Below are 21,943 nucleotides of genomic sequence, written 5' to 3' on the forward strand. Positions count from 1 at the left end.
TGGAAAAAAATAACGATGGCCATTTAAGCCACCGGCCGATATAAACAAATATCTTGTCCGTATATACCCCAGGCTTCAAATACCCGGTGATGCAAAGAATATGGCCAAGTGGGCTTACTGCATATTGGTCTCCATCTATGATTGGACTTGCAGAAAAGACGTCAGATTTTTACTTCAGTCACTGCCGTAGAGTTTTTTCATATTCTCGCCAGATTTAAGGCGTCGCAAATACTTGAATGTCCCCATGGCTTTGGCAATCAGTTTGTCGCCGTTCCAGACTTCGCCTTCGCAAAAGCACATGGTCGTGGATTGATGAAAAGCCTTGCCACGTGCTTCCATGCGGCCACCCGGCACACCACCAGGTTGCAAAAAAGTGGTCTTCATCTCTACGGTTACCACACCCTTCAAATCACTGCTGAGGGAACGCCCGGCCATTGCCATGACCACATCCAGCATGGTCATGGTGACGCCACCATGGGCGATTTGCCAGCTATTCATATGGCGCTCGCTCAAATCCAGCGCCAGACGAGCGTGACCGTTTTCCATTTCCAGGAACTCAACACCCAGATCATGCAAAAAGGGATTCAATACCGGCGTCGGCTGTGCAATAGGAAGCGCGGGACGCGACATGTTTGCCTCCGTCATACTGCAGACACACCGCCGTCAACCGCCAAGGTTTGTCCGGTAATATGTTTGCCTGCATCACTGGCAAACAGCATGGCCACACCTTTCAGATCTTCATCATCGCCTATGCGTTGCAAAGGTGCTTCTTTGGCGAGTTTTTCTTCACCCAGATTTTCCAGTATGCCCTTGGTCATCCTGGATGGGAAAAATCCTGGTGCAATTGCATTGACCGTAATGCCATGCACACCCCATTCACCTGCCAGGGTGCGGGTAAAGTTGATGACGGCTGCCTTGGATGTGTTATAGGCGATGGTCTGCATGGTGCCTGGTGCATTGCCAGCCAAGCCAGCGATCGAGGCTATATTAATGATGCGTCCATATTTGCGCGGTATCATGGAACGCTTGCCCACTGTCTGCGAGATCAGGAAGATGCTGCGTATATTCAGGTTCATGACCTTGTCCCAGGCTTCCACCGGATAATCTTCTGCCGGGGCACCCCAGGTAGCACCAGCGTTATTGATGAGGATATCGATATGACCAAGGCGTGCCAGCGCTTCATCCACCAGTGGCTGCACGGCGGCTTCTTTGGACAGATCAGCAGCAATCGCACTGGCATCAATACCACGGTTTTTCAGGTGCGCAACGGCTTCATCCAGGTCAGATTGCTTGCGTGAGGACAGTACGACCTTTGCACCTTGCTCGCCCAGGGCTTCTGCCATTTGCAGGCCGAGGCCACGGGACCCGCCGGTCACCAGTGCGGTCTTGCCGCGCAGATCGAATAACTGTTGTACTGAACGTGTCGCTGTGGTCATGCTAGTCTCCTGTTTGTTTTGTATGGGCAGGATGTCATGTGCGCTCATACAGGCACACATGCATCACTGCCTATTGATCTGGAATTTTTTGTTAAAAATGTGGTTGGATGATGGTCACCTCAGAACCAGGCGTCCTGCATTTCATAGGTGGTCACATCGATGTTGGAAAGCAGGTCCAGTTGCGGATGTACGCGTGGCAATTCCCAATGGAAGAAATATTTGCAGGCTTGCAGTTTGCCAGCATAAAAATCAGCATCGTGATGATGTTCCTTACCCAGGCAAAGCAGTGCCTGCTCCAGCCAGATCCAGGCAACCACCGCATGTCCGAACACTTCCAGATACAGCGAGGCGTTGGCCAGCGTTTTATTGGTGTCACCACATTCGTGCAATTTCTGTGTTGTACTTGCCAGCCTTTGCAATACCCGCGCCAGCGACTTGGTGTAATCCAGCAGTTCAGGGTGATGAGCAGCCCGTGACAAAGTCTTGTGCATGATCTCACCCAGCGCTTCCAGTGCGGCACCATCGTGCATGACAACTTTGCGACCCAGCAAATCCAGACCTTGTATGCCGTGTGTACCTTCGTGGATGGGATTCAGGCGATTGTCGCGATAAAATTGCTCTACATTGTATTCGCGCGTATAACCATAGCCCCCGTGCACCTGTATCGCCAGGTTATTCGCTTCCAGGCACCACTGTGAAGGCCAGGACTTGGCGATCGGCGTCAATATTTCCAGCATCTGTGCTGCATGGATGCGCGCTTCCGGTGTCGTGCCGGTACGTTCTTCGTCCACCAGTCGGGCGCAGAATAAATTCAATGCCAGGCCGCCCTCTACATAGGTTTTTTGTGCCAGCAACATGCGCTTGACATCGGTATGCTGGATGATGGGGATTTGCGGTGCGACCGGGTCTTTGTTCAGCGGTGCACGGCCTTGCGGGCGATTGCGTGCATAATCCAGTGCGTGCAAATAACCGGTGTAACCCAGCATGACGGCCCCCAGGCCGACACCAATACGCGCTTCATTCATCATGTGAAACATATTGGCCATGCCACGATGCAATGTGCCAACCAGATAACCAATGGCACCGGCCTTGCCGTGCGGCTTGAACTTGCCCTCACCAAAATTCAGCAGGCAATTGGTGGTGCCGCGATACCCCATTTTATGATTCAGCCCGGCCAATACCACGTCATTGCGTTCGCCCAGGCTACCATCAGTGTTAACCAGCTTTTTGGGTACGATAAAAAGTGAAATACCTTTGACGCCAGGTATCAGTTTGCCATTTTCGTCAGGCACCTTGGCCAGCACCAGATGAACAATATTTTCTGCCAGTTCATGCTCACCCGCAGATATCCACATCTTGTTGCCGGTGAGACGATAAGACCCATCTTCCTGCGGTTCTGCTCTGGTGACGATGTCCGACAGACTGGAACCTGCCTGTGGCTCAGACAAACACATGGTGCCAAAGAAACGGCCATCCAGCATGGGTTTGACAAAAGTTTCAATTTGCTCTGGCGTACCACATTTGAGCAGGGTGTTGGCATTGCCTATGGTCAGGAAAGGGTAAGACGCTGTACCGACATTCGCCCCCTTGAAATAAGCAAAACCAGCTTTTTCAACCACGCAGGGCAATTGCATGCCACCGACATCAAAGTCCTGCCCCGCTGCCATCAAACCGGCCTCACAAAACGCTTTCAGCGCCGTTTTGACCTCGGGAATGATGTGCACGGTTTCGCCATCGAAATGTGGCTCATTCTGGTCATTTTTTTTATTGTGGGTAGCGAATAAATCTGTGGCGATTTGCTCACAGGTATCCAGCGCCGCATTGAAGGTTTCACGATTATGATCGGCGAAACGCGGCCTTTGGTTCAGTGACTCTACGTCCAGCCATTCATACAGCAGAAAATCGAGGTCACGGCGGGGAAGAATTTTAGATTGCATGATGTATTTTGGATGAAAAAGATGAAATACCAATCTTACTCACACTATCTTACAAGCGTAAGGCAGTGTGAGCTGCCCAACATGCTATCCAGCTTAAACTACTTCAAACAAGCCCGCTGCACCCTGACCACCACCGATACACATGGTCACCACTACATATTTAGCACCGCGACGCTTACCTTCTATCAAGGCATGGCCTGTCAAACGTGCGCCGGACACGCCATAAGGATGGCCAACCGCGATCGCGCCACCGTTGACGTTCAGTTTATCCATGGGGATACCAAGTTTGTCTGCGCAGTACAGAACCTGCACCGCAAAAGCTTCGTTCAGTTCCCACAAACCGATGTCTTCAACTTTCAACCCGGCTTTTTTCAATAATTTAGGGATGGCAAACACCGGACCTATGCCCATTTCGTCCGGCTCGCAACCAGCAACCGCAAATCCGCGGAAAATACCCAGTGGTTGCAAACCTTTTGCTTCTGCCAGTTTGCTGTTCATCAAAATTGCCACTGATGCGCCATCAGAAAACTGGCTGGCATTGCCTGCAGAAATAACACCGCCTGGTACTGCTGTGCGGATTTTGGATACACCTTCAAGTGTCGTATCAGCCCGTATGCCTTCATCCGCAGAAATCGTGACTTCTTTGGTGATCAACATGCCAGTGGCTTTATCTGCTACACCCATGACCGTCGTCATCGGTACGATTTCGGCATCAAACAAACCTGCGGCCTGTGCTGCGGCGGCACGTAACTGACTTTGCACACCATATTCATCCTGACGTTCACGCGGGATGCCATAGCGCTTGGCGACTGTTTCCGCTGTCTGCAGCATAGGCCAATAAACTTCAGGCTTGTGCTGTTTCAACCAGGTTTCCACGATCATGTGGCTATTGGCTTCGTTTTGCACGCAAGAAATAGATTCAACACCACCTGCGGCATAGATATCGCCTTCACCAGCGATAATACGTTGTGCTGCCAGCGCGATAGTTTGCAGGCCGGATGAGCAAAAACGGTTGACTGTCATACCAGCAGTGGTCACCGGGCAACCACCACGCAAAGCGATCTGACGGGCAATATTGCTGCCGGTCGCGCCTTCAGGTGTGGCGCAACCGATGATCACATCTTCCACTTCAGCCGCATCGATCTTGGCACGCTGAATGGCCGCGTCAAGCACATGTCCGCCCATCGTGGCGCCATGTGTCATATTAAAAGCGCCCTTCCAGGATTTTGCCAGGCCGGTACGTGCGGTGGATACGATAACTGCATCAGACATGTAGATCTCCTATTGGTGTAAGTATTTTGTAGTGCAGCGATTGCTTGCTGGCATGACCCCAAAGGACCAAACCTCCATAGCCTGCCCGCCGAAACCATTCATCAGCTTTTCTACCTGAAATTGGCTCGCAATCACAAAGCCAGCTCAAGTCCGGAAACTAGAATATCACAATTTAGTACGACCGTTCGTAAATTTATTGAATTCCATTTTACGCCCAAATACTGTTATTTATTCAACACATCAGAAATATCATTCGTAAGTTTCTGTAAGTTTCGAGCAAGCATGCCGTAAGTTTCAACTTGCACACTTTGCTTGCAATAAAAAATGTTGAAATATTCATCGAATTTTTACGATCAGTTTTTCCAGCTCATTTTTATCAAGCACACTTATATACATAAAACAGGAGACAAGCATGGCGACAGCACCTATCGCAACGTCAGGCGGCATGACTGCAGAAGAACGCAAGGTTATCTTTGCTTCTTCGCTGGGCACCGTTTTTGAATGGTACGACTTTTACCTATACGGCTCACTCGCACCGATTATTGCCAAGCAGTTCTTTGCCGGCACAGACCCTAACACCGCCTTCATTTTCGCCTTGCTGGCTTTTGCTGCCGGCTTCATTGTCCGCCCTTTTGGTGCCCTGGTATTCGGTCGCCTTGGAGACATGATAGGTCGTAAATACACTTTCCTGGTCACCATTCTGATCATGGGTGGCTCCACATTCTGCGTAGGCTTGCTGCCCAACTATGAAAGCATAGGCATTGTCGCGCCGGTTATCCTGATCTCTCTGCGTATTCTGCAAGGTCTGGCACTGGGTGGTGAATATGGCGGTGCAGCAACTTATGTGGCAGAACATGCACCACACGGCAAGCGTGGCGCGTTTACTGCATGGATCCAGACGACAGCTACGCTGGGTCTGTTCCTGTCGCTGATGGTGATCCTGGGTACACGTACTGCCATTGGCGAAGACGAATTCGGCATCTGGGGCTGGCGCGTTCCCTTCCTGGTATCGGTTTTCCTGCTGGCAGTTTCTGTCTGGATCCGTTTGTCCATGAATGAATCCCCTGCTTTCGCAAAAATGAAAGCTGAAGGCAAAACTTCCAAAGCGCCTTTGACAGAATCTTTCGGTCAATGGAAAAACCTGAAAATCGTTATCCTGGCGTTGCTGGGTCTGACAGCTGGTCAGGCTGTGGTCTGGTACACAGGTCAGTTCTATGCTCTGTTCTTCCTGCAGCAAACACTGAAAGTGGATGGTGCAACAGCCAATATCCTGATCGCTGCATCTCTGGTCGTCGGCACGCCGTTCTTCATCGTGTTTGGTTCTCTGTCTGACAAGATCGGTCGCAAACCTATCATTCTGGCAGGTTGCCTGATTGCTGCGCTCACTTATTTCCCGATTTTCAGCGCACTGACACACTATGCCAATCCAGCGCTGGAAGCAGCACTGAAAAACGCACCAGTGGTCGTTACTGCTGATCCTAACGATTGCCAGTTCCAGTTCAACCCAACCGGCACGAAGAAATTTACTTCTTCCTGCGATATCGTTAAAGCAAAACTGGCTGCTGCATCGGTCAACTATTCGAATGAAGTTGCTGCAGCAGGCACTATCGCATCCGTCAAAGTTGGTGACAAAGTCATTGCTTCTTACAATGCCAATGGCTTGCCAAAAGCTGAAGCTACTGCCAAAGACAAGGCTTTCTCCAAAGAGTTGGCTGATGCAATCAAAGGCGCAGGCTATCCAGCCAAGGCAGACCCTGCACAAATCAACAAGCCTATGGTGTTGTTATTGCTGTTCATCCTGGTGATTTATGTAACGATGGTGTACGGCCCTATTGCTGCCATGCTGGTTGAAATGTTCCCAACCCGCATCCGCTATACATCCATGTCCTTGCCTTACCATATCGGTAACGGCTGGTTTGGTGGCTTGCTGCCAACCACAGCATTTGCGCTGGTGGCATTCAAGGGCGATATTTATTATGGCCTCTGGTACCCTATCGTGATCGCAGCAGCAACCTTCGTGATCGGTATGTTGTTCATCAAGGAAACCAAAGACAATGACATCTATGCAGGTGACTAAACTGCATTGACATGCATTAAATGAAAAAGCCCGGCAAACATCATGTTTGCCGGGCTTTTTCGCATTCAGTCACAATAAAAATTGTTACCAGCGATACCGCATACTCAGATGAGCCTCGCCATACGCAATCTTTAATTCTGCATCACTACCTACCACCAGACTGGCTCTGGTGCGTATATGCCCAAAAGGCAAGCCGGTAATGACAGGAATATTGAGTATGCTGCGCAGATACGTCAGCATCGCATCAAAATCATAACCATTGTCATGCGGGGCTAGCTTATAAGCAGAAAAATCACCCAGGATGATGGCTTTTTGCTTGTTCAGCACCCCCGCAAAATGCAGCTGCAACAGCATGCGTTCAACACGGTAAGGATGCTCGCCAATGTCTTCCAGGAATAAAATACCATCCTGCGCATCAGCCCAGTATGGCGTACCAACAGCATGGGCCAGCATGGCCAGATTGCCCCCCCATAGCCGCCCGTTCAGCTCCAAATTGTCTTGAGTGGTTTGAAACTCAACCGTGTGAAATTCATTGCTGATACTGTCCCTGAATTGTTTCAGGGTATAGTCACACGGCTGCTCACGAATAAAATCATCACACAACATGGGACCAGCAAGACTGAGGCGATTGCGTGCCAGCATGGCCAGATGGATGAGCGTGAAATCACTGTAGCCAACGAAGCATTTACCGCTTTGCGCCAATAAATCCAGGTCAAGATACGGCATCAGCCTGGACATACCGTAGCTACCGCGCAAAGCCATGACAATTTGCACATCCGGGTTCTGGGCCGCGTCATGCATCTGCTGCACGCGTTCAGCATCTGAAGCACCAAAGCGTTGGAATTTTTGCGCTGGCTGATAGTAACTATGAACCTTGAAGCCCTGCTGCGCCAACAATGCCAGCCCCCGCTCCACCACCAGATCATCCAAAGGCGCACCGCTGGGTGCGACAACGGCAATACCGGGCTGTTTTTTTGTCTCTTGCATAGGGATTTAGTCTATATGGATTAGGACCTTGCAGGCGTCCACCTGCTTATTTGTCTACTGATATTCATGCTGATGTGTCGGTGCCATTCTCCGCTATTTTCTTTTGTGCTGCCACAGCACGTCTGTGGGCAAAAAATTCTTTGAGCAAGGTGCCGCACTCTTCCGCCATCACGCCTGGCGTTACCTGGGCATGATGATTCAATTGTTCAAGGTCGAATACATTCAACAGAGAACCGGCGACGCCGGTTTTGGGATCACTGGCACCAAAAATGACACGTGCAAGACGCGCATGCATCATCGCTCCAGCACACATCATGCAGGGCTCCAGCGTGACGTATAGCTCACATCCGGGAAGCCGGTAATTGCCCATTACTTCAGCAGCAGCCCGCAATGCCATGATTTCTGCATGGGCTGTGGGGTCATGCTTGCCTATGGGGCGGTTATAGCCAGTGGCAATCACCTGGCCGTCTTTGACCACGACCGCACCCACCGGCACCTCACCTTCAGCCCAAGCCAGTCTGGCCTGCTGACAGGCAAGCTGCATCATCTCCAGATCATGCAGTTGCTGCGCATCCAGCGCTGCTGGAAGTGGTTCGCCAGCCATTATCCGTCTATCTCAGCCCAGCAATTTGGTGTTTCGTACAGTGTTACCTTGGTCAGTTCCAGGGTACGGCCGAACCTGCCGTGGTACACCGCTTTCAAAATATCAAAGGCAATCTTCGCCAGATTTTCTACCGTTGGCACGCGATCGATAACCACGGTTTTATGTCCTGGCAGCTTCTCCAGGAAATTCTTGATAATGTAATCCTTCTCATAGACGATGAAGGAATGGTCCCACAGATTGACCAAGTGCTCATTGGCCAATGCCTTGATATCGCCGAAATCCATAATCATGCCATTATCCGACTCGCCATCTTTTTGGACGACATCACCGGTCAGCGTAATTTGCAGGGTATAGCGGTGACCGTGCAGATTGCGACACTGGCTGCCATGATCAGGAATGCGATGGCCAGCATCGAATTCCAATTTTCTGGTAATCGTTAACATGAAAACTTAAGGAATCTGTAATAGTTTATGGGTTTGCAAGCTCAACTTCCATTGTGGATGCTGTTTGCAGAATTCAATTGCAAGACGTAAATTATCGTCTCTTAAAGGGCCATCCATGGCCTGCACAAAATAATGTTCAAAATCAAGATTTGCATATGCAGCCATATCCTGACCGAACTGTGGAATCACGACTTTCAGCTCACTGCCCTGGCGCACCACCAGTTCCGAACCCATTTTAGGGCTGACGCAAATCCAGTCTACGCCTTCCGGCACAGGCAAAGTGCCATTGGTTTCAATGGCAATTTCAAAGCCAACCGCATGCATGGCATCAATCAGGACAGAATCCAGTTGCAGCAAGGGTTCGCCACCGGTAAACACCACGTACTTACTTGCAGTATAGGATACGGGCCACAAAGCGTTGATGGCCGCAGCCAGCGTTTCGGCCTGCTTGAACTTGCCACCGCCCTCACCATCTGTGCCCACAAAATCAGTATCGCAGAACTGGCAAACCGCAGTTGGCCTGTCCTCTTCCCGCCCAGACCACAAATTGCAGCCAGAAAAACGGCAAAACACTGCCGGGCGCCCGGCATGATTGCCCTCACCCTGTAGAGTGTAAAAAATTTCTTTGACGCTATAAGTCACGTCTTATTCCCGCATGATTGTCAGCAGCGACTTTGAAGGCTGCACAGGCAAGGCTTTTGACAAAGCCGCTCTCTTTTGCACCGCATGATAAACGCGGCGCATGAAATTTTAACGCGTTTTTGAAACGCAAAAGGGACACATGATACCACGGAGCAGCTTATTGGCCTTCGGACTTCGGCGAAGTTCACATGCAATCTGGCAAGCCCTCTTGTATTTTTATTAAAAATATCCATTTCATTTAGCGAGTCATGGCTTACATGACGCGTTCAAAAAGAAAAACGCAAAGCAAGCAAGTTGCTTTGCGTTATCGCTTTTGTGAAACCGAGCGGCTTTAATTATATTTTTTGCATCGTATTAATGCTGATGTGTGGCCATTGGATCAGGCCTTTACCATCAGGGCGCGGGAAAAATTCCAGTATCACCAGTTGTGAATACTGCAGACGCATCTGGGGTTTGTTATTACTATCCAGAATTTCCTGGATCCAGAAAGTAGACTTCATGGTGGCGGCATTGGCCTGCTTGACGACAAAAGGAATATTGTGAATACCACCAGTTTCAATGGTCGTATCCACCGTCAGGATCGTGGTTTTCTTGATATTCACACCTTGATTTGCTGCATTGAGCAAAGCATTCGGCAAGGTGGGATCAAACAAACCACGGAACGGATGCGTATGAAAATGATTATAAGGTGCCAGATATGGGTCAGTCAGGCTGTGCGGCACGCCGATAGGCAGGCTATTGATTTCATTGATCACTGGCGCCCCAACAATTTCAGCGTGTTGACCCAGCGCCAGCACAGAATCGCCATGAGGGATACTGGATAGGCGAGCGATATCATGTCCATTCGAGACCTGATTGGCCATATGCAACCACAAGCCAGGCTCAAAATGAATCGGTGTACCGGGCTTGCCAGCCAGTCCACTGACAGGAAAATCTTCAGCTGCGATCTGGGTAATCGATTGCTGGTAGCGCAAGGCTGCCAGAAACTGATCTGAATTTACCAGGCCATTTGCAGTCTGGGTCAGACCACGATTAGGCACCCCCTTGTCCACCAGGGTAAAGTCGAGTTCTTCGTTATATTGATTCAACAACAGCCGGAAGTCTGTTTTGGCTGGTGCAGGTGCCACAAATGGCAAGGCAATCATATTCCAGCCATGTCCTTCCAGACCATTCACATTGCGCCACTTACCTGCCAATAACTTAAGTGGACCAAGTTCATCATCTGTAATGCTGGCTACGCTGATAGTACGACCCTGCGTTTGCATGGTCGTGAGTTGCTGGCTACTGAGCATGGTGAAACCCTTTCCGAAACTGGTTGTAGGATTGCCCGCTTCTTGAACTGGTGCGCCTCACTCAAATAGAAAAACCTGCTTGGCGAACGTCTTGCCATCCAGCAAGTGTCATGCACATCATAAAATGGCTGTAAATTAGCACCTCAGTTTTTGCGAGCAAGTCATTTTATCAATTATCTTCTCATTAATTATCTTTTTTAATAGTCTTTTTTAAATTATTTTTAAACAATAAAAGCATTAACATGCCATCGGTCCCGAGGTCGGCAAGCTCATGCTGTAGTTATGGTAGATGTCGCTACATAGCGAAGCCACAATTCATGTGGCCGGTTGTGTCAACTTCTTATATGTAGACTGCAGTGAAATCAGGATGCCTGACACTCTGGTGTCAAAACTTATTCTGGCAATTAGCACCAGATCACCGTCGATATGTCGGTGCGTATTGAAACAGTAATCAAGTCAGAGTGAGCCAGTGCGTTCCAGACATATCATTGGTGCCGATCCCAATCTCCAGAGGGTGCAACTGACAGTAATTTTAGTTGTCGATGTCAGGCCAGGAGGATGTGTCGATTTGATTGTTTACTCATAGCACCTCTCCGTTCATTCGGATCGGAATCTCTAGTGTGAACGTCGCTCCGGTGCCTGCTCCGTCGCTGTGGGCCGTGAGGGTTCCACCCATTTCATGTGCCGCGATTACCGCACTGTGCAGCCCGAATCCATGCCCGTTCTTTTTGGTGGTGAAGCCGTGCGCGAACACTTGGGTCAGGGCTTCGGGAGCGATGCCCGTACCGTTATCCGTGACCCGAATAATCAGCCTCTGGTCAAGGTCTTGATTTTGCTTCAGTTCCACACGCAGCGTGAGCCTGGGTTCTCCACTACCCGCCTCTTCCATGGCCTGCCCGGCATTGCCGATCAGATTGACCAGTATCTGCAGTATCCGTCCTTTGTCTAACGGTAGTGCAGGCATGGGCGCGATCTCTTTGTTCACCGCCATCTTGCGGCGCAGGAGCGTGGGGGCGTTGATACGCAAGGCGTCTTCCACCAAGTCACCGATCTGTGCCACCTCCAGGCGACTGGATTTTCCAGCATGGACCTGTTGCGCTGCAATGATTTCCTTGATGTGATCCACGTTCTTGTTCAATGCCATCAACTCATTAATGGTTTCCTGCTGCTCCGCCGCCAGCACAGTAGCCAGCTGCCGCAGGTAGCCGGGCAACATCTTGCCCTTGGCATCTGATGTGATAAATGCACCCAGGTCGTCCGCGTGCTGGCCCATCAATTGCACTGCCCGCGCAAGCCCGTCCATCTTGGACGAGCGAATGCGCGCAAGAATCAACTCAGCCGACACGTTCACGCTGTTGAGCACATTGCCTACGTTATGCAACACATTGGTGGCGATCTCGGCTTTACCAGCCAGGTGCGAGGCTTCAAGCAACTGCTTGTGCGCCTCGGCGATCTGGCGTTCGGCCTCTTTCAGATCGGAGATGTTCTTGGTGATACCGAAGGTACCGACGATTTGGCCGGCTCGGTCGCACAAGGGCATTTTTGTGGTCAATGCCCAGGTGTCGGGTCGCCCGTCCATCCAGGTTTCCCTTTCCACGCAGCCTATCATTGGCAACCCGGTACGGATAATTTGCTGTTCATCCTCGAACGCCTGACGGGCGTGTTCATCGGAGAAAAAGTCGAAATCGGACTTACCCACCAGTTCCTCTGGCGTATTCATTCCAAACTCGCGAGCCAGGGCTGTGCTGGACGTGATGAAACGGGACTCCGTGTCCTTGAAATAAATGTGATCCGGAAAATTGTCCAGCAACGCCCGCAGCAGTTCATGGCCGTTGAATTGCATATCGCTGGCACGCCATTTATCTGCTTGCTGGTGTGAGGTGACGTCAAACAAGACACCCTGGCTGCCGATAATTGTCCCGTCGGACCCGCGCGTCGCAGATTCGACAACCTGCAGATACCGGGGCCGCCCATCGGCACCGGAACACACTTCCTCTCGTTCGACTTGCTGGCCGGTTTGCATAATCAGCGCGTGTTGACGGCATTCATGTGCGACGGCTTCCAGTTGCCACATTGTGTTTGCGTCCGACGTCATGTCGGCGGCGATCTCGGTGGCGGTCCGGCCCAGAATCCGGTCAGCCGGGGTAGCCTTGAGCTGACAGAAACGAGGATTGACGAAGATAAAATGCCCTGCAGCATCTTTGCGAAAAATACCGACTGGCAACTGCTCAACAATCAACTCCAATTCTTCCGGAGGAATCGGGTTTGCGGCAGAGGCGGCAAGTGCTCCCATTGTTATAGCGCAATCGAGGTCATTAGCTTGCTGTTGCCCATTGAAATTGTTCAGTTCACATTCTGCTTGTTTCGCTTATAGTAGGATACTCCTTAAATGCTTGTCCAGTTTTCTGGAGCGATCATGGGGGCGAAACTGTGCTTGAATTGCTGGTTAGGGCTAAAACATAAAATACAAAAAGCCAGCGACGACGCGGGCTTTAGGGATGTTTCGTACTTTCAGTTGCCAGACCTAAATCATTCCCACTCGGTTATAAAGAGTCGCCTCAGAAAACGAAAATAAAGCATGCTAAGCCGTTTGCAGTACCAGTGTCTCCCGATACTTCCATCACCAGCCACCATGCGGGAGTGTCCTCAGGAAAAGGATTTTTACGTACGCTGCACACGTGTCCCGGGGCTTTCGAGTGTCGTGCAAACGCTGGCCCCCGCCATCAAAGCCTCTAGCTCGCTATTGGCGGCTTCCAAGCCAGAAAAGACATTAATCTGACCGGTCAAAGACGCCCCCGCTCCACCGAGCGGAGGCGTTTCCCTGTTAATCCCTGTTAGCTTGCCGGATTGCGCGCGCTGACGATCCACGCCGCGCCGTCGATCATCACCGACCGCTCACCGGGGAGGCCCGCGAAGACGGCACGAACCGCGGCCGAGGCGCGGTCGCGGATGTCGTCGGGCTGATCAGCGAGCGCACGCGACAGCGGGCCGACCTCGAGCGCCATCTTCACCGCATCGTCGATCGCTGCGTCGCGCGTCCCGCCCTCGCCGAACGGGACGGAAGCATCGAAGGGCGCGATAGTGATATTGGTGAAGCCAGCTGCCGTCAGGATACGCGCCACCCGCCCCCGGTCACCGAACGAAAATGGGCCGGGCGCTTCGGGATCGGGCAGCGCGGTCAGTGGGACGATGCTCTTGAGCGCGCCAATCGGCAGGCGCATCCAATCGTTCTCGGCCACGCTGCGCCAGCAGACGAAAGCGACCCGCCCGCCTGGCCGGAGCGCGCGTCGCAAGTGGGCGAACGCCCCTGTCGGATCGGCGAAGAACATCACCCCGAAACGCGAGAACAGGATGTCGAACGCGCCCTCGGGCAGCTCGGCGCTGCTGGCGTCGGCTATCTGGAACAGGGCCGACGTATCCTGTGGCGCAAGCGCGCGCGCTCGGCCGATCAGCGCTTCGGATATGTCCACGCCCAGCACTTGCCCCCTTGCGCCGACGCGGGCAGCCAGAGCCAGACTCGACTCGCCCGCGCCGCAGCCGACATCCAGCACGCGCTCGCCCGTCGCGGGCGCGACGGCTTCGATCGCGGCCTGGCCGAACACCGCCACCATGGAGTCGAGCCGGGCCTGGTTGGCGACCCAGCGCTCCCCGCTTTGGCCATTCCAGTCGGCGACCTGATAGGTATTTTGCTCTGTCATGCTATCTCCTTGTTCTGATTCGTTCTTAACTAGCTACCCTTTTATCGAGGTAGGGGAAATGACGCTACTCGGCCCCAAGCCGCGATCCGTTCCGCAATGACCTCGGGGGCCTCGATGTGCAGGAAGTGGCCGGCGTCGGGGACCACCTCCATCGTGCGCGGGGCGGCGAACCGACGTCGGTCATCGACCTGCAAGGGGAGGATGCAGCCGTCGTCGGCGCCGTGAAGCTGCAGCAGGGGCACCTCGATCGGATGAGACATGCGGCGCGTCGCCCCAAGCATGCCGGGTTGCAGCATCGCCCGGTAGTACTTTAGAGGCGCGGGCATGCTCGCCCGTAGGTGCTCGTGTAGCTCCGCCTTGAGCGCAGGATCGAGCGAGAAGCCGGGCGACCACTGACGCCAAAGGTGGTCGATGAGGGCGAGATCGCGGGCGGTGGCAAGCCAGCCGCTTCCTGGCAGTTGAAAGAGCCCCATGTACCAGCTCCGGCGTAGCTGAGCGGGGCGCGTCAGCCGACTCATGAACGTGAGTGGATGAGGGATTGCGAGCGCGACCGCGCGTTCGATCCGCTCTGGCGCAGTAACGCAGGCATCATATGTGATCAGGGCGCCCCAGTCGTGGCCAATCAACTCCACGGGTCGTCCCGGAGACCAGAGGTCGATCAGCGCGAGCACGTCGCTGGTGATGGCCGTGAAGTCAAACGGCCCCGCAGTCGGGGACGGCGCGTAACCGCGAAGCCAGGGGGCGACAACGCGGCGTCCACGGCGGCCGAGTTCAGCAAGGAAGGGCTTCGCGGTCGGCGGATGGTCCGGGAAACCGTGCAAGACGATCGTCGGTTGGCCATCGGGATCACCACCCTGCAGCGCGTGAAAGGTGCCGTGTGGCAGGTCGAAGGTGACGTGTTCGAATTCCATGTGTGTCTTCTCACACCAGCATCGACTGCTGGGCGGAGATACCCGCCATCGCGCCCTGCGATGATGCCTGGGTGACCGAGGGCAAGAAGGGCGTCGTGAGGTCGCCGGCGGCGTAGATGCCAGGCATGCTGGTTTGGCGGCGCTCATCGACTTTGAGGACGATGCCGGTGGGCGTATCCACCGTAGCGAGGCCCAGTGATTCATGCAGGCTTGTGGACGGCTTGTTGCGCGGATGCGCGAACAGAATGTCGACCGCGACATTGGGGCCGGTATCGAGCTTGACGATGGCGTTATGGTCCCCGTGATGGGCGATCTCGATGATCCTGCCGTCAACGACAGGTAAGTTGCGGCGCGCCAAATCGGCCCGGATCTCGGGCGTAATATCGTGACCATCGGCGAAGACAGTCAACTTGTCGGTCCAATCGTGGAACAGCCTGACCTGATTGTGCGACTGCGGTCCGGACCAGACGAGGCCCCAATGCCTGTCGGCGACTTCGTAGCCGTCGCAATAGGGACAAGGCACAATGGATGTGCCCCAGCCTTCGGCGAAGCCCGGGACGTCAGGCATCTGGTCGACGACGCCATAGCTCAGGATCAGGCGACGTGCCCTTAGGCTTTCGCTATCGTCAGTGACGACGCAGAAATCGTCGATTGCGCCAGACACACTCTCGGCCCGGGCATTGACCAGCCTGATCGTCGGATAGCGCGCCAGCTGCTGCCGCGCCTCGGCCAGGATGTCCAGCGGTGGCTTGTGATCGTGGCCGAGCAAGCCATGCGAATGGCCGGCAAAGCGGTTGCGCGGCCGGCCAGTGTCGAGAACGATGACCTTGCGGCGAGCACGGCCGAGCTGCAGGGCGGCGGCGAGGCCGGCAAAGCTGCCGCCGATGATGATGACGTCATTCATGGTGATGGGCTCCGTGTTGTGGATGAAACGGGTTGGATTGCACATTTAAGATACTATGTGGTATAGTAATTCAAGAATTTAAATACTGTCAAGTACTGGAATTATCGTGACCAAAAATAGTCAAGGCCGGCGCGGCCGGCCCGCCAACGAGGCACTTCGCCAAACGATAATCGACGCCGCCTGCGAACTCTTTGTGGAATTGGGTTTTCAAGCGACGACCATGGATAAGGTCGCCCAGCGGGCGAAGATATCCAAGCTCAGCATCTATCGGCACTTCGAGAACAAGGAGGCTCTGTTCAGCGCGGCCATGGCGGCCCATTGTCATCCGTTTGCACCACAAGCCCTTTTCGAGGGTGCCAACGGTTCGGCTGAAGATCAGCTCATGGCGATGGGATCATCCCTGCTTCGCACCCTGTTGAGCCCGGACGTCCGCAGTGTCGAAGCCATGGTCTTGGCCGACAAGACGAATCAAAAATCGTTAAGCAAGCTCCATTACGAAGCCGGGCCTGCCCATGTCATTGCCCAAATCGAGGCCCTGTTGCGTCAGTTGCACGCGAAGGCGATTCTCCACGTGCCCGATCCTCTCCGGTCCGCCCGCTTGTTTGCCGCGCTTTTCAAAGGATCTGATCTCCTGATCATCGCACGCTTCGATGAGGCGAGAGCAGAGGACGACAACGAAATCGAATCCTATTGCCGGTCGGCAGTCGCCATGTTCATCACCGCGCACGGTGGCAACGACCATGCGGGCGCCACCACTTAGGGGAATTTGAGAGGAAAAAAGTGTCCCCAAAACGTGTGTTTTGGGACTCCAAATCGAGTGCTGAACATGGCATCAGGGTCAGATCGCACCATCTACCATGCCATAGAAACGGGGTGCTTGGTGATGCGAAAATTTGCCAGACAGTGCTAGGTTAAAAACGAAAAAGCCCGCATTTACGCGGGCTTAGAGGTACTTTAATGTTCTTTAGTGCAGGCCTATGCCTGATGCGGGATCATTCCCATTCAATCGTCGCAGGTGGCTTGCCTGAGATGTCATACACGACACGGTTGATACCGCGCACTTCATTAATGATGCGGTTGGATACTTTGCCCAGCAACTCATGTGGCAGATGTGCCCAGTGAGCTGTCATGAAGTCCTGGGTTTGTACGGCGCGCAAGGCAACCACGTATTCGTAGGTGCGGCCATCGCCCATTACGCCGACGGATTTAACTGGCAAGAATACGGCAAAGGCCTGGCTGGTGGCGTCGTACCAGCTTTGCGGCTTCTCTGCTTGCGGATCAACGTAATTGCTACGCAATTCTTCGATGAAGATGGCATCGGCACGGCGCAGCAAATCGGCAAATTCTTTCTTGACTTCACCCAGGATCCGCACGCCCAGACCAGGGCCAGGGAAAGGATGGCGGTACACCATGCTGTGTGGCAGGCCAAGGGCCACACCCAGCTTGCGTACTTCGTCCTTGAACAATTCGCGCAGGGGTTCCAGCAATTTCAGGTTCAGGGTATCTGGCAAGCCGCCTACGTTGTGGTGGCTCTTGATGGTGTGTGAGCCTTTTTTACCCTTGCCTGCACTTTCGATGACGTCAGGGTAAATTGTGCCTTGTGCCAGCCATTTGGCATTACTCAGCTTGCCGGATTCTACCTGGAAGACTTCGACAAATTCGCGGCCTATGATTTTGCGTTTGGCTTCTGGGTCAGTTACACCGGCCAGGTGGCCCATGAATTGGGCAGTTGCGTCAACATGGATGACTTTGACACCCAGGTTGTTGGCAAACATTTCCATGACCATCTTGCCTTCATCCAGACGCAGCAAGCCGTGATCAACGAATACACAGGTCAGCTTGTCGCCTATGGCACGGTGTATCAATGCGGCAGCAACGCTGCTATCGACACCACCGGACAGGCCAAGGATGACTTCATCGTCCCCTACCTGGGCACGGATGGAGGCAACGGCTTCAGCGATGTAATCAGGCATGTTCCAGTCTGATTTGCAGCCGCAGATTTCATGCACGAAACGGCCAAGTATGGCTTCGCCTTGCAGGGTATGCGTGACTTCGGGATGGAATTGTACGGCGTAAAAACGACGCTTTTCGTCGGCCATTGCCGCGATGGGGCAATTGTCTGTGGATGCCATCAGTTTAAAACCTGCAGGCATTTCATTGACTTTGTCGCCATGGCTCATCCATACCTTGAGCATGCCGTGGCCTTCTGGCGTGACAAAGTCGTTGATGTCTTTGAACAGGGCTGTGTGGCCACGGGCGCGGACTTCGGCGTAACCAAATTCGCGCACATGGCCATTTTCAACCTTGCCACCCAACTGTTCTGCCATGGTCTGCATGCCGTAGCAAATGCCAAGTACCGGCACGCCAGCATCAAACACAGCCATCGGCGCACGCGGGGTATCGCCTTCGGTCACGCTGCTGGGGCCGCCAGACAGGATAATGCCGGCGGCACCATAGTTGCGAATGAATTCATCGCTGACATCATAAGGATGTACTTCAGAAAAAACGCCTGCATCACGCACACGACGGGCGATCAGTTGCGTAACCTGTGAACCAAAATCAAGGATAAGAATTTTAGAATGCATAACTCAAATTATCATGTCAGGTTGTGCAGGCATAGCCTGAACAACACGATTGTTTCCTGCATTTCTGGCTGAAAGCAGGGCTTTTTCTGCAAGGCTGATTAATGTTTCCGGTTCTGCATCCGGAAATAAATCAGTGCAGGCGGTGCCAGCACTGATGGTCAGCGAGGTTTCTTTTTGATTTACAACTTCGGGATGCATCATGACTGATGAGCGAATTCTTTCGGCAACCGCAGTGGCGACCAGATGGGATGCACCAGGCAAAACAACCAGCAGCAAGTCGGTGCCGAACCGCCCCATGGCATCAAATGGACGTACGCAAGAGCGGATACGGCTGACGGTCTTGACCAGCATCATATCGGTGATGGCGATACCTTCTGATTCGCGCAGAGCTTCCATCTGGTCCAGGCTGGCGATCAGCAGGGCCAGGGGTTTTTCTGCCTTGGCACAGCGTTCCATTTCTATCTTGAGCGAACGTATGATGGCTGTTTTATTCCAGGTTCCCAGCAAGGGGTCGATCAGGGAATCTCGCTTGAGGCTGCGGTTTTGCTTGATGACTTCCAACTGGTTCTGGTACAGGACATCAAACGCCAGCTCACGCTCTATCATGGCGGCAATGTCACTGAAAATCTGTCTTTCTTCGTCCCCCAGAGTGTGCGGTTCGTAATCAACCAGCATGACGCTACCGATCAATTGATTGGTATGGTCATAAATTGGATGCCCAGCAAAAAACCGCAAGAACGGCGCACCTGCCACCAATCCATGCTTGCTCAATTCGTCATGTAAGCGCAAGTCATGGATTTCCACCAAATCATCGGTGAAGTTGAAGGCATCACAAAACATGGCTTCGACGCTAGTGATGGAACGTTCGGCAAAATCAAATCGTTTTGACAGATTACCTAAACTGACAAAGCAGTTTGCCACCCCAAACATGTTGATGCCCAAACGCTCGAAGCGCGCCAGACGAACTTCCATCTTTTCAGAAACCAGACGCTCGAATCCCGAATTGACACGCGCCGATGTCGTAGGACTGGATCGATCTAGGGGCGTTGACATACCAATCTCCTGGTACCTTCAATTCGGGAAATACGCATCAGTCAGCCCGGTAATTGGGCGCCTCTTTTGTGATTTGTACGTCATGGACATGCGATTCACGCATACCTGCTGATGTGATCTCGACAAATTCGGATTTGGTATGTAAATCGTCAATCGTCGCGCAACCGCAATATCCCATGGAAGAACGAACACCGCCCACCAATTGGTACAAAATTGCCAATACGCTGCCTTTGTAAGGTACTCGACCTTCAATACCTTCAGGTACCAGTTTGTCAGCATTATTTGCGGCATCCTGGAAATAGCGGTCTGCAGAGCCATCGGCCATCGCACCCAGACTACCCATGCCACGATACGATTTATAGCTGCGGCCCTGGAACAGGATGACTTCGCCAGGTGCTTCTTCGGTACCGGCAAACATGCTACCCATCATCACTGTGGATGCACCAGCAGCCAATGCCTTGGACACGTCACCAGAGAAACGCACACCACCGTCAGCGATACACGGGACGCCAGTGCCTTTGAGTGCATTCGCAACATTGGAAATAGCAGAAATTTGTGGCACGCCGACACCAGCCACGATACGTGTGGTGCAGATGGAACCAGGGCCGATACCGACCTTGACAGCATCCGCACCATGCTCTACCAGCGCCAGTGCAGCCGCTGCCGTTGCAATATTGCCACCAATGACTTCAATATGAGGATAATTAGTTTTTACCCAACGCACGCGATCCAGCACACCTTTGGAATGACCATGTGCGGTATCAACGACGATGACATCAACACCAGCTTTGGCCAGCAAATCAATCCGCTCTTCATTGTCCACACCCACACCGACAGCAGCACCAACGCGCAGCTTGCCTTGTTCATCTTTGGAGGCGAAGGGATGTTCTGTTGATTTTTGAATATCTTTTACGGTGATCAGACCGCGCAACTCAAATGCATCATTGACAACCAGTACACGTTCCAGTCTGTGTTTGTTCATCAGGCGCTTGGCTTCTGCCAGGTCAGCACCTTCTTTGACGAATACCAGTTTTTCACGCGGTGTCATTTTGGCACGCGCTTCGGCGTCCAATTCTTCTTCGAAGCGCAAATCACGGTTGGTGATGATACCGACCACCACTTTGCCCTCAACTACCGGGAAACCGCTGATGCCGTGCTGCTGGGACAGGGCGATCACGTCACGAATCTTGGTGTCGGGCGGGATGGTGATAGGATCACGCAATACACCTGATTCAAAACGTTTCACCTTGGCCACTTCGCGAGCCTGCTCTTTGGCAGTCAGGTTTTTGTGGATAATACCGATACCACCTTCCTGTGCCATGGCGATGGCCAGACGGGCTTCCGTGACGGTATCCATCGCAGCTGATACCAAAGGTATATTCAGCTTGATGTTTCGCGTCAATTTGGTCGCAAGGGAGGTATCTTTAGGGAGTATGTCCGAATATGCAGGGACGAGTAGCACGTCATCGAACGTGAGTGCTTTTTGGAGTAAACGCATAGCATTTCCTATAGGCGCAAAAGCGAATTATACAGAAAACTTGCGGAATCGTCTTGCTACGTGTAAAACTCTTGAATAATCAAGTGTTTTTTAAGAAAGCTACTTATGTTAATTTCACGCATTGCCCTACCCTTCGTTCTTGGTTTCGCCTGCGCCGCCGCACATGCTCAGTATGTATGGCTGGATGAAAAAGGCAACAAACAATATTCAGACACGCCGCCACCTATTTCGGTACCTAAAAACAAAATCATCAAGTCACCAAATATGAGCGGCAAGTCAGTACCGGCTACAGATGCCGCACCAGCCTCTGCTGCGGATGATGCAAGCAAGCTGCAAAAACCGGCAACTACTGCCAACAAAAATGAGGATTACAACAAACGCAAAGCTGAACAGGCGGAAAAAGATAAAAAAGCCGAAGATGAAAAGCAAACTGCTGCTGCCAAAGCAAAAAACTGTGAGCGTGCGCGCACCTATCAACAAAACCTGGAATCTGGCACCCGCATTGCCAATGTGGACAAAAATGGTGAACGCAGTTTCATGGATGATGCCCAGCGCAGCCAGGAACTGGCTGACGTCAAGAAATCTCTGGCAGACTGCAAATAAG

Annotated in this window: 19 protein-coding genes; 3 read left to right on the forward strand and 16 right to left on the reverse strand. The window is 52.7% G+C overall.

Annotated elements, in window-relative coordinates:
• Positions 1 to 174 precede the first annotated feature (174 nt).
• The 4 genes from AC1RVX_RS04365 to AC1RVX_RS04380 form a co-directional block, all read right to left on the reverse strand.
• Positions 175 to 630 (reverse strand): PaaI family thioesterase, encoded by a 456-nt coding sequence (locus AC1RVX_RS04365; protein ID WP_493215356.1) that lies wholly within the window; start codon positions 628 to 630, stop codon positions 175 to 177.
• 11 nt (positions 631 to 641) lie between these two features.
• Positions 642 to 1,436 (reverse strand): SDR family oxidoreductase, encoded by a 795-nt coding sequence (locus tag AC1RVX_RS04370; RefSeq protein WP_493215357.1) that lies wholly within the window; start codon positions 1,434 to 1,436, stop codon positions 642 to 644.
• Between the two features lie 119 nt (positions 1,437 to 1,555).
• Positions 1,556 to 3,373 carry an acyl-CoA dehydrogenase gene (locus AC1RVX_RS04375; RefSeq protein WP_493215358.1) on the reverse strand — a complete coding sequence of 606 codons (1,818 nt, stop codon included), beginning with the start codon at positions 3,371 to 3,373 and terminating at the stop codon, positions 1,556 to 1,558.
• Positions 3,374 to 3,466: 93 nt separating this feature from the next.
• Positions 3,467 to 4,645 (reverse strand): acetyl-CoA C-acyltransferase, encoded by a 1,179-nt coding sequence (locus AC1RVX_RS04380; protein ID WP_493215359.1) that lies wholly within the window; start codon positions 4,643 to 4,645, stop codon positions 3,467 to 3,469.
• Positions 4,646 to 5,057: 412 nt separating this feature from the next.
• On the opposite strand from AC1RVX_RS04380, the gene AC1RVX_RS04385 reads away from it, so the two are divergent.
• On the forward strand, positions 5,058 to 6,722 hold the full coding sequence (locus tag AC1RVX_RS04385; protein ID WP_493215360.1) for an MFS transporter: 1,665 nt from the start codon (positions 5,058 to 5,060) through the stop codon (positions 6,720 to 6,722).
• A gap of 84 nt (positions 6,723 to 6,806) precedes the next feature.
• Here AC1RVX_RS04385 and AC1RVX_RS04390 read toward each other — a convergent pair whose 3' ends face one another.
• The 9 genes from AC1RVX_RS04390 to AC1RVX_RS04430 form a co-directional block, all read right to left on the reverse strand.
• Complete coding sequence (locus AC1RVX_RS04390; RefSeq protein ID WP_493215361.1) at positions 6,807 to 7,709, reverse strand: LD-carboxypeptidase; 903 nt, start codon at positions 7,707 to 7,709, stop codon at positions 6,807 to 6,809.
• 64 nt (positions 7,710 to 7,773) lie between these two features.
• Positions 7,774 to 8,313, reverse strand: coding sequence for a tRNA adenosine(34) deaminase TadA (tadA, locus tag AC1RVX_RS04395; protein WP_493215362.1), 540 nt, complete (start codon positions 8,311 to 8,313; stop codon positions 7,774 to 7,776).
• Positions 8,313 to 8,756: a 6-carboxytetrahydropterin synthase QueD gene (gene queD, locus AC1RVX_RS04400; RefSeq protein ID WP_493215363.1), complete on the reverse strand. Its 444-nt coding sequence runs from the start codon at positions 8,754 to 8,756 to the stop codon at positions 8,313 to 8,315. Before queD ends, tadA begins: the two co-directional genes overlap by 1 nt.
• 6 nt (positions 8,757 to 8,762) lie before the next feature.
• Positions 8,763 to 9,398: a 7-carboxy-7-deazaguanine synthase gene (gene queE, locus AC1RVX_RS04405; RefSeq protein WP_493215364.1), complete on the reverse strand. Its 636-nt coding sequence runs from the start codon at positions 9,396 to 9,398 to the stop codon at positions 8,763 to 8,765.
• Positions 9,399 to 9,733: 335 nt separating this feature from the next.
• The gene (locus tag AC1RVX_RS04410; RefSeq protein WP_493215365.1) at positions 9,734 to 10,690 is read right to left on the reverse strand and encodes a heme-binding protein; all 957 of its coding nucleotides are present in this window, start codon (positions 10,688 to 10,690) and stop codon (positions 9,734 to 9,736) included.
• Positions 10,691 to 11,270: 580 nt separating this feature from the next.
• Positions 11,271 to 12,983 carry a PAS domain-containing protein gene (locus tag AC1RVX_RS04415; RefSeq protein WP_493215366.1) on the reverse strand — a complete coding sequence of 571 codons (1,713 nt, stop codon included), beginning with the start codon at positions 12,981 to 12,983 and terminating at the stop codon, positions 11,271 to 11,273.
• Between the two features lie 541 nt (positions 12,984 to 13,524).
• Positions 13,525 to 14,388 (reverse strand): class I SAM-dependent methyltransferase, encoded by an 864-nt coding sequence (locus AC1RVX_RS04420; RefSeq protein ID WP_493215367.1) that lies wholly within the window; start codon positions 14,386 to 14,388, stop codon positions 13,525 to 13,527.
• A gap of 41 nt (positions 14,389 to 14,429) precedes the next feature.
• The gene (locus AC1RVX_RS04425; protein WP_493215368.1) at positions 14,430 to 15,299 is read right to left on the reverse strand and encodes an alpha/beta fold hydrolase; all 870 of its coding nucleotides are present in this window, start codon (positions 15,297 to 15,299) and stop codon (positions 14,430 to 14,432) included.
• 10 nt (positions 15,300 to 15,309) lie between these two features.
• Positions 15,310 to 16,203 carry an NAD(P)/FAD-dependent oxidoreductase gene (locus tag AC1RVX_RS04430; protein WP_493215369.1) on the reverse strand — a complete coding sequence of 298 codons (894 nt, stop codon included), beginning with the start codon at positions 16,201 to 16,203 and terminating at the stop codon, positions 15,310 to 15,312.
• Positions 16,204 to 16,309: 106 nt separating this feature from the next.
• Between AC1RVX_RS04430 and AC1RVX_RS04435 the strand changes: the two genes are divergently transcribed.
• Positions 16,310 to 16,963 (forward strand): TetR/AcrR family transcriptional regulator, encoded by a 654-nt coding sequence (locus tag AC1RVX_RS04435; protein ID WP_493215370.1) that lies wholly within the window; start codon positions 16,310 to 16,312, stop codon positions 16,961 to 16,963.
• Between the two features lie 232 nt (positions 16,964 to 17,195).
• Here AC1RVX_RS04435 and guaA read toward each other — a convergent pair whose 3' ends face one another.
• From guaA to guaB, 3 genes are read right to left on the reverse strand one after another with little or no spacing between them, the layout of a single operon-like run.
• A complete protein-coding gene (gene guaA, locus AC1RVX_RS04440; protein ID WP_493215371.1) occupies positions 17,196 to 18,788 on the reverse strand; it encodes a glutamine-hydrolyzing GMP synthase in 1,593 nt (530 codons plus the stop codon).
• A gap of 3 nt (positions 18,789 to 18,791) precedes the next feature.
• Positions 18,792 to 19,841 (reverse strand): GGDEF domain-containing protein, encoded by a 1,050-nt coding sequence (locus AC1RVX_RS04445; RefSeq protein ID WP_493215372.1) that lies wholly within the window; start codon positions 19,839 to 19,841, stop codon positions 18,792 to 18,794.
• Positions 19,842 to 19,878: 37 nt separating this feature from the next.
• Positions 19,879 to 21,339 (reverse strand): IMP dehydrogenase, encoded by a 1,461-nt coding sequence (gene guaB, locus AC1RVX_RS04450; protein ID WP_493215373.1) that lies wholly within the window; start codon positions 21,337 to 21,339, stop codon positions 19,879 to 19,881.
• Between the two features lie 105 nt (positions 21,340 to 21,444).
• Between guaB and AC1RVX_RS04455 the strand changes: the two genes are divergently transcribed.
• Positions 21,445 to 21,942 carry a DUF4124 domain-containing protein gene (locus AC1RVX_RS04455; RefSeq protein ID WP_493215374.1) on the forward strand — a complete coding sequence of 166 codons (498 nt, stop codon included), beginning with the start codon at positions 21,445 to 21,447 and terminating at the stop codon, positions 21,940 to 21,942.
• Position 21,943: the final 1 nt, after the last annotated feature.

The sequence above is a fragment of the Undibacterium sp. GW821-FHT11B02 genome, assembly GCF_058808955.1.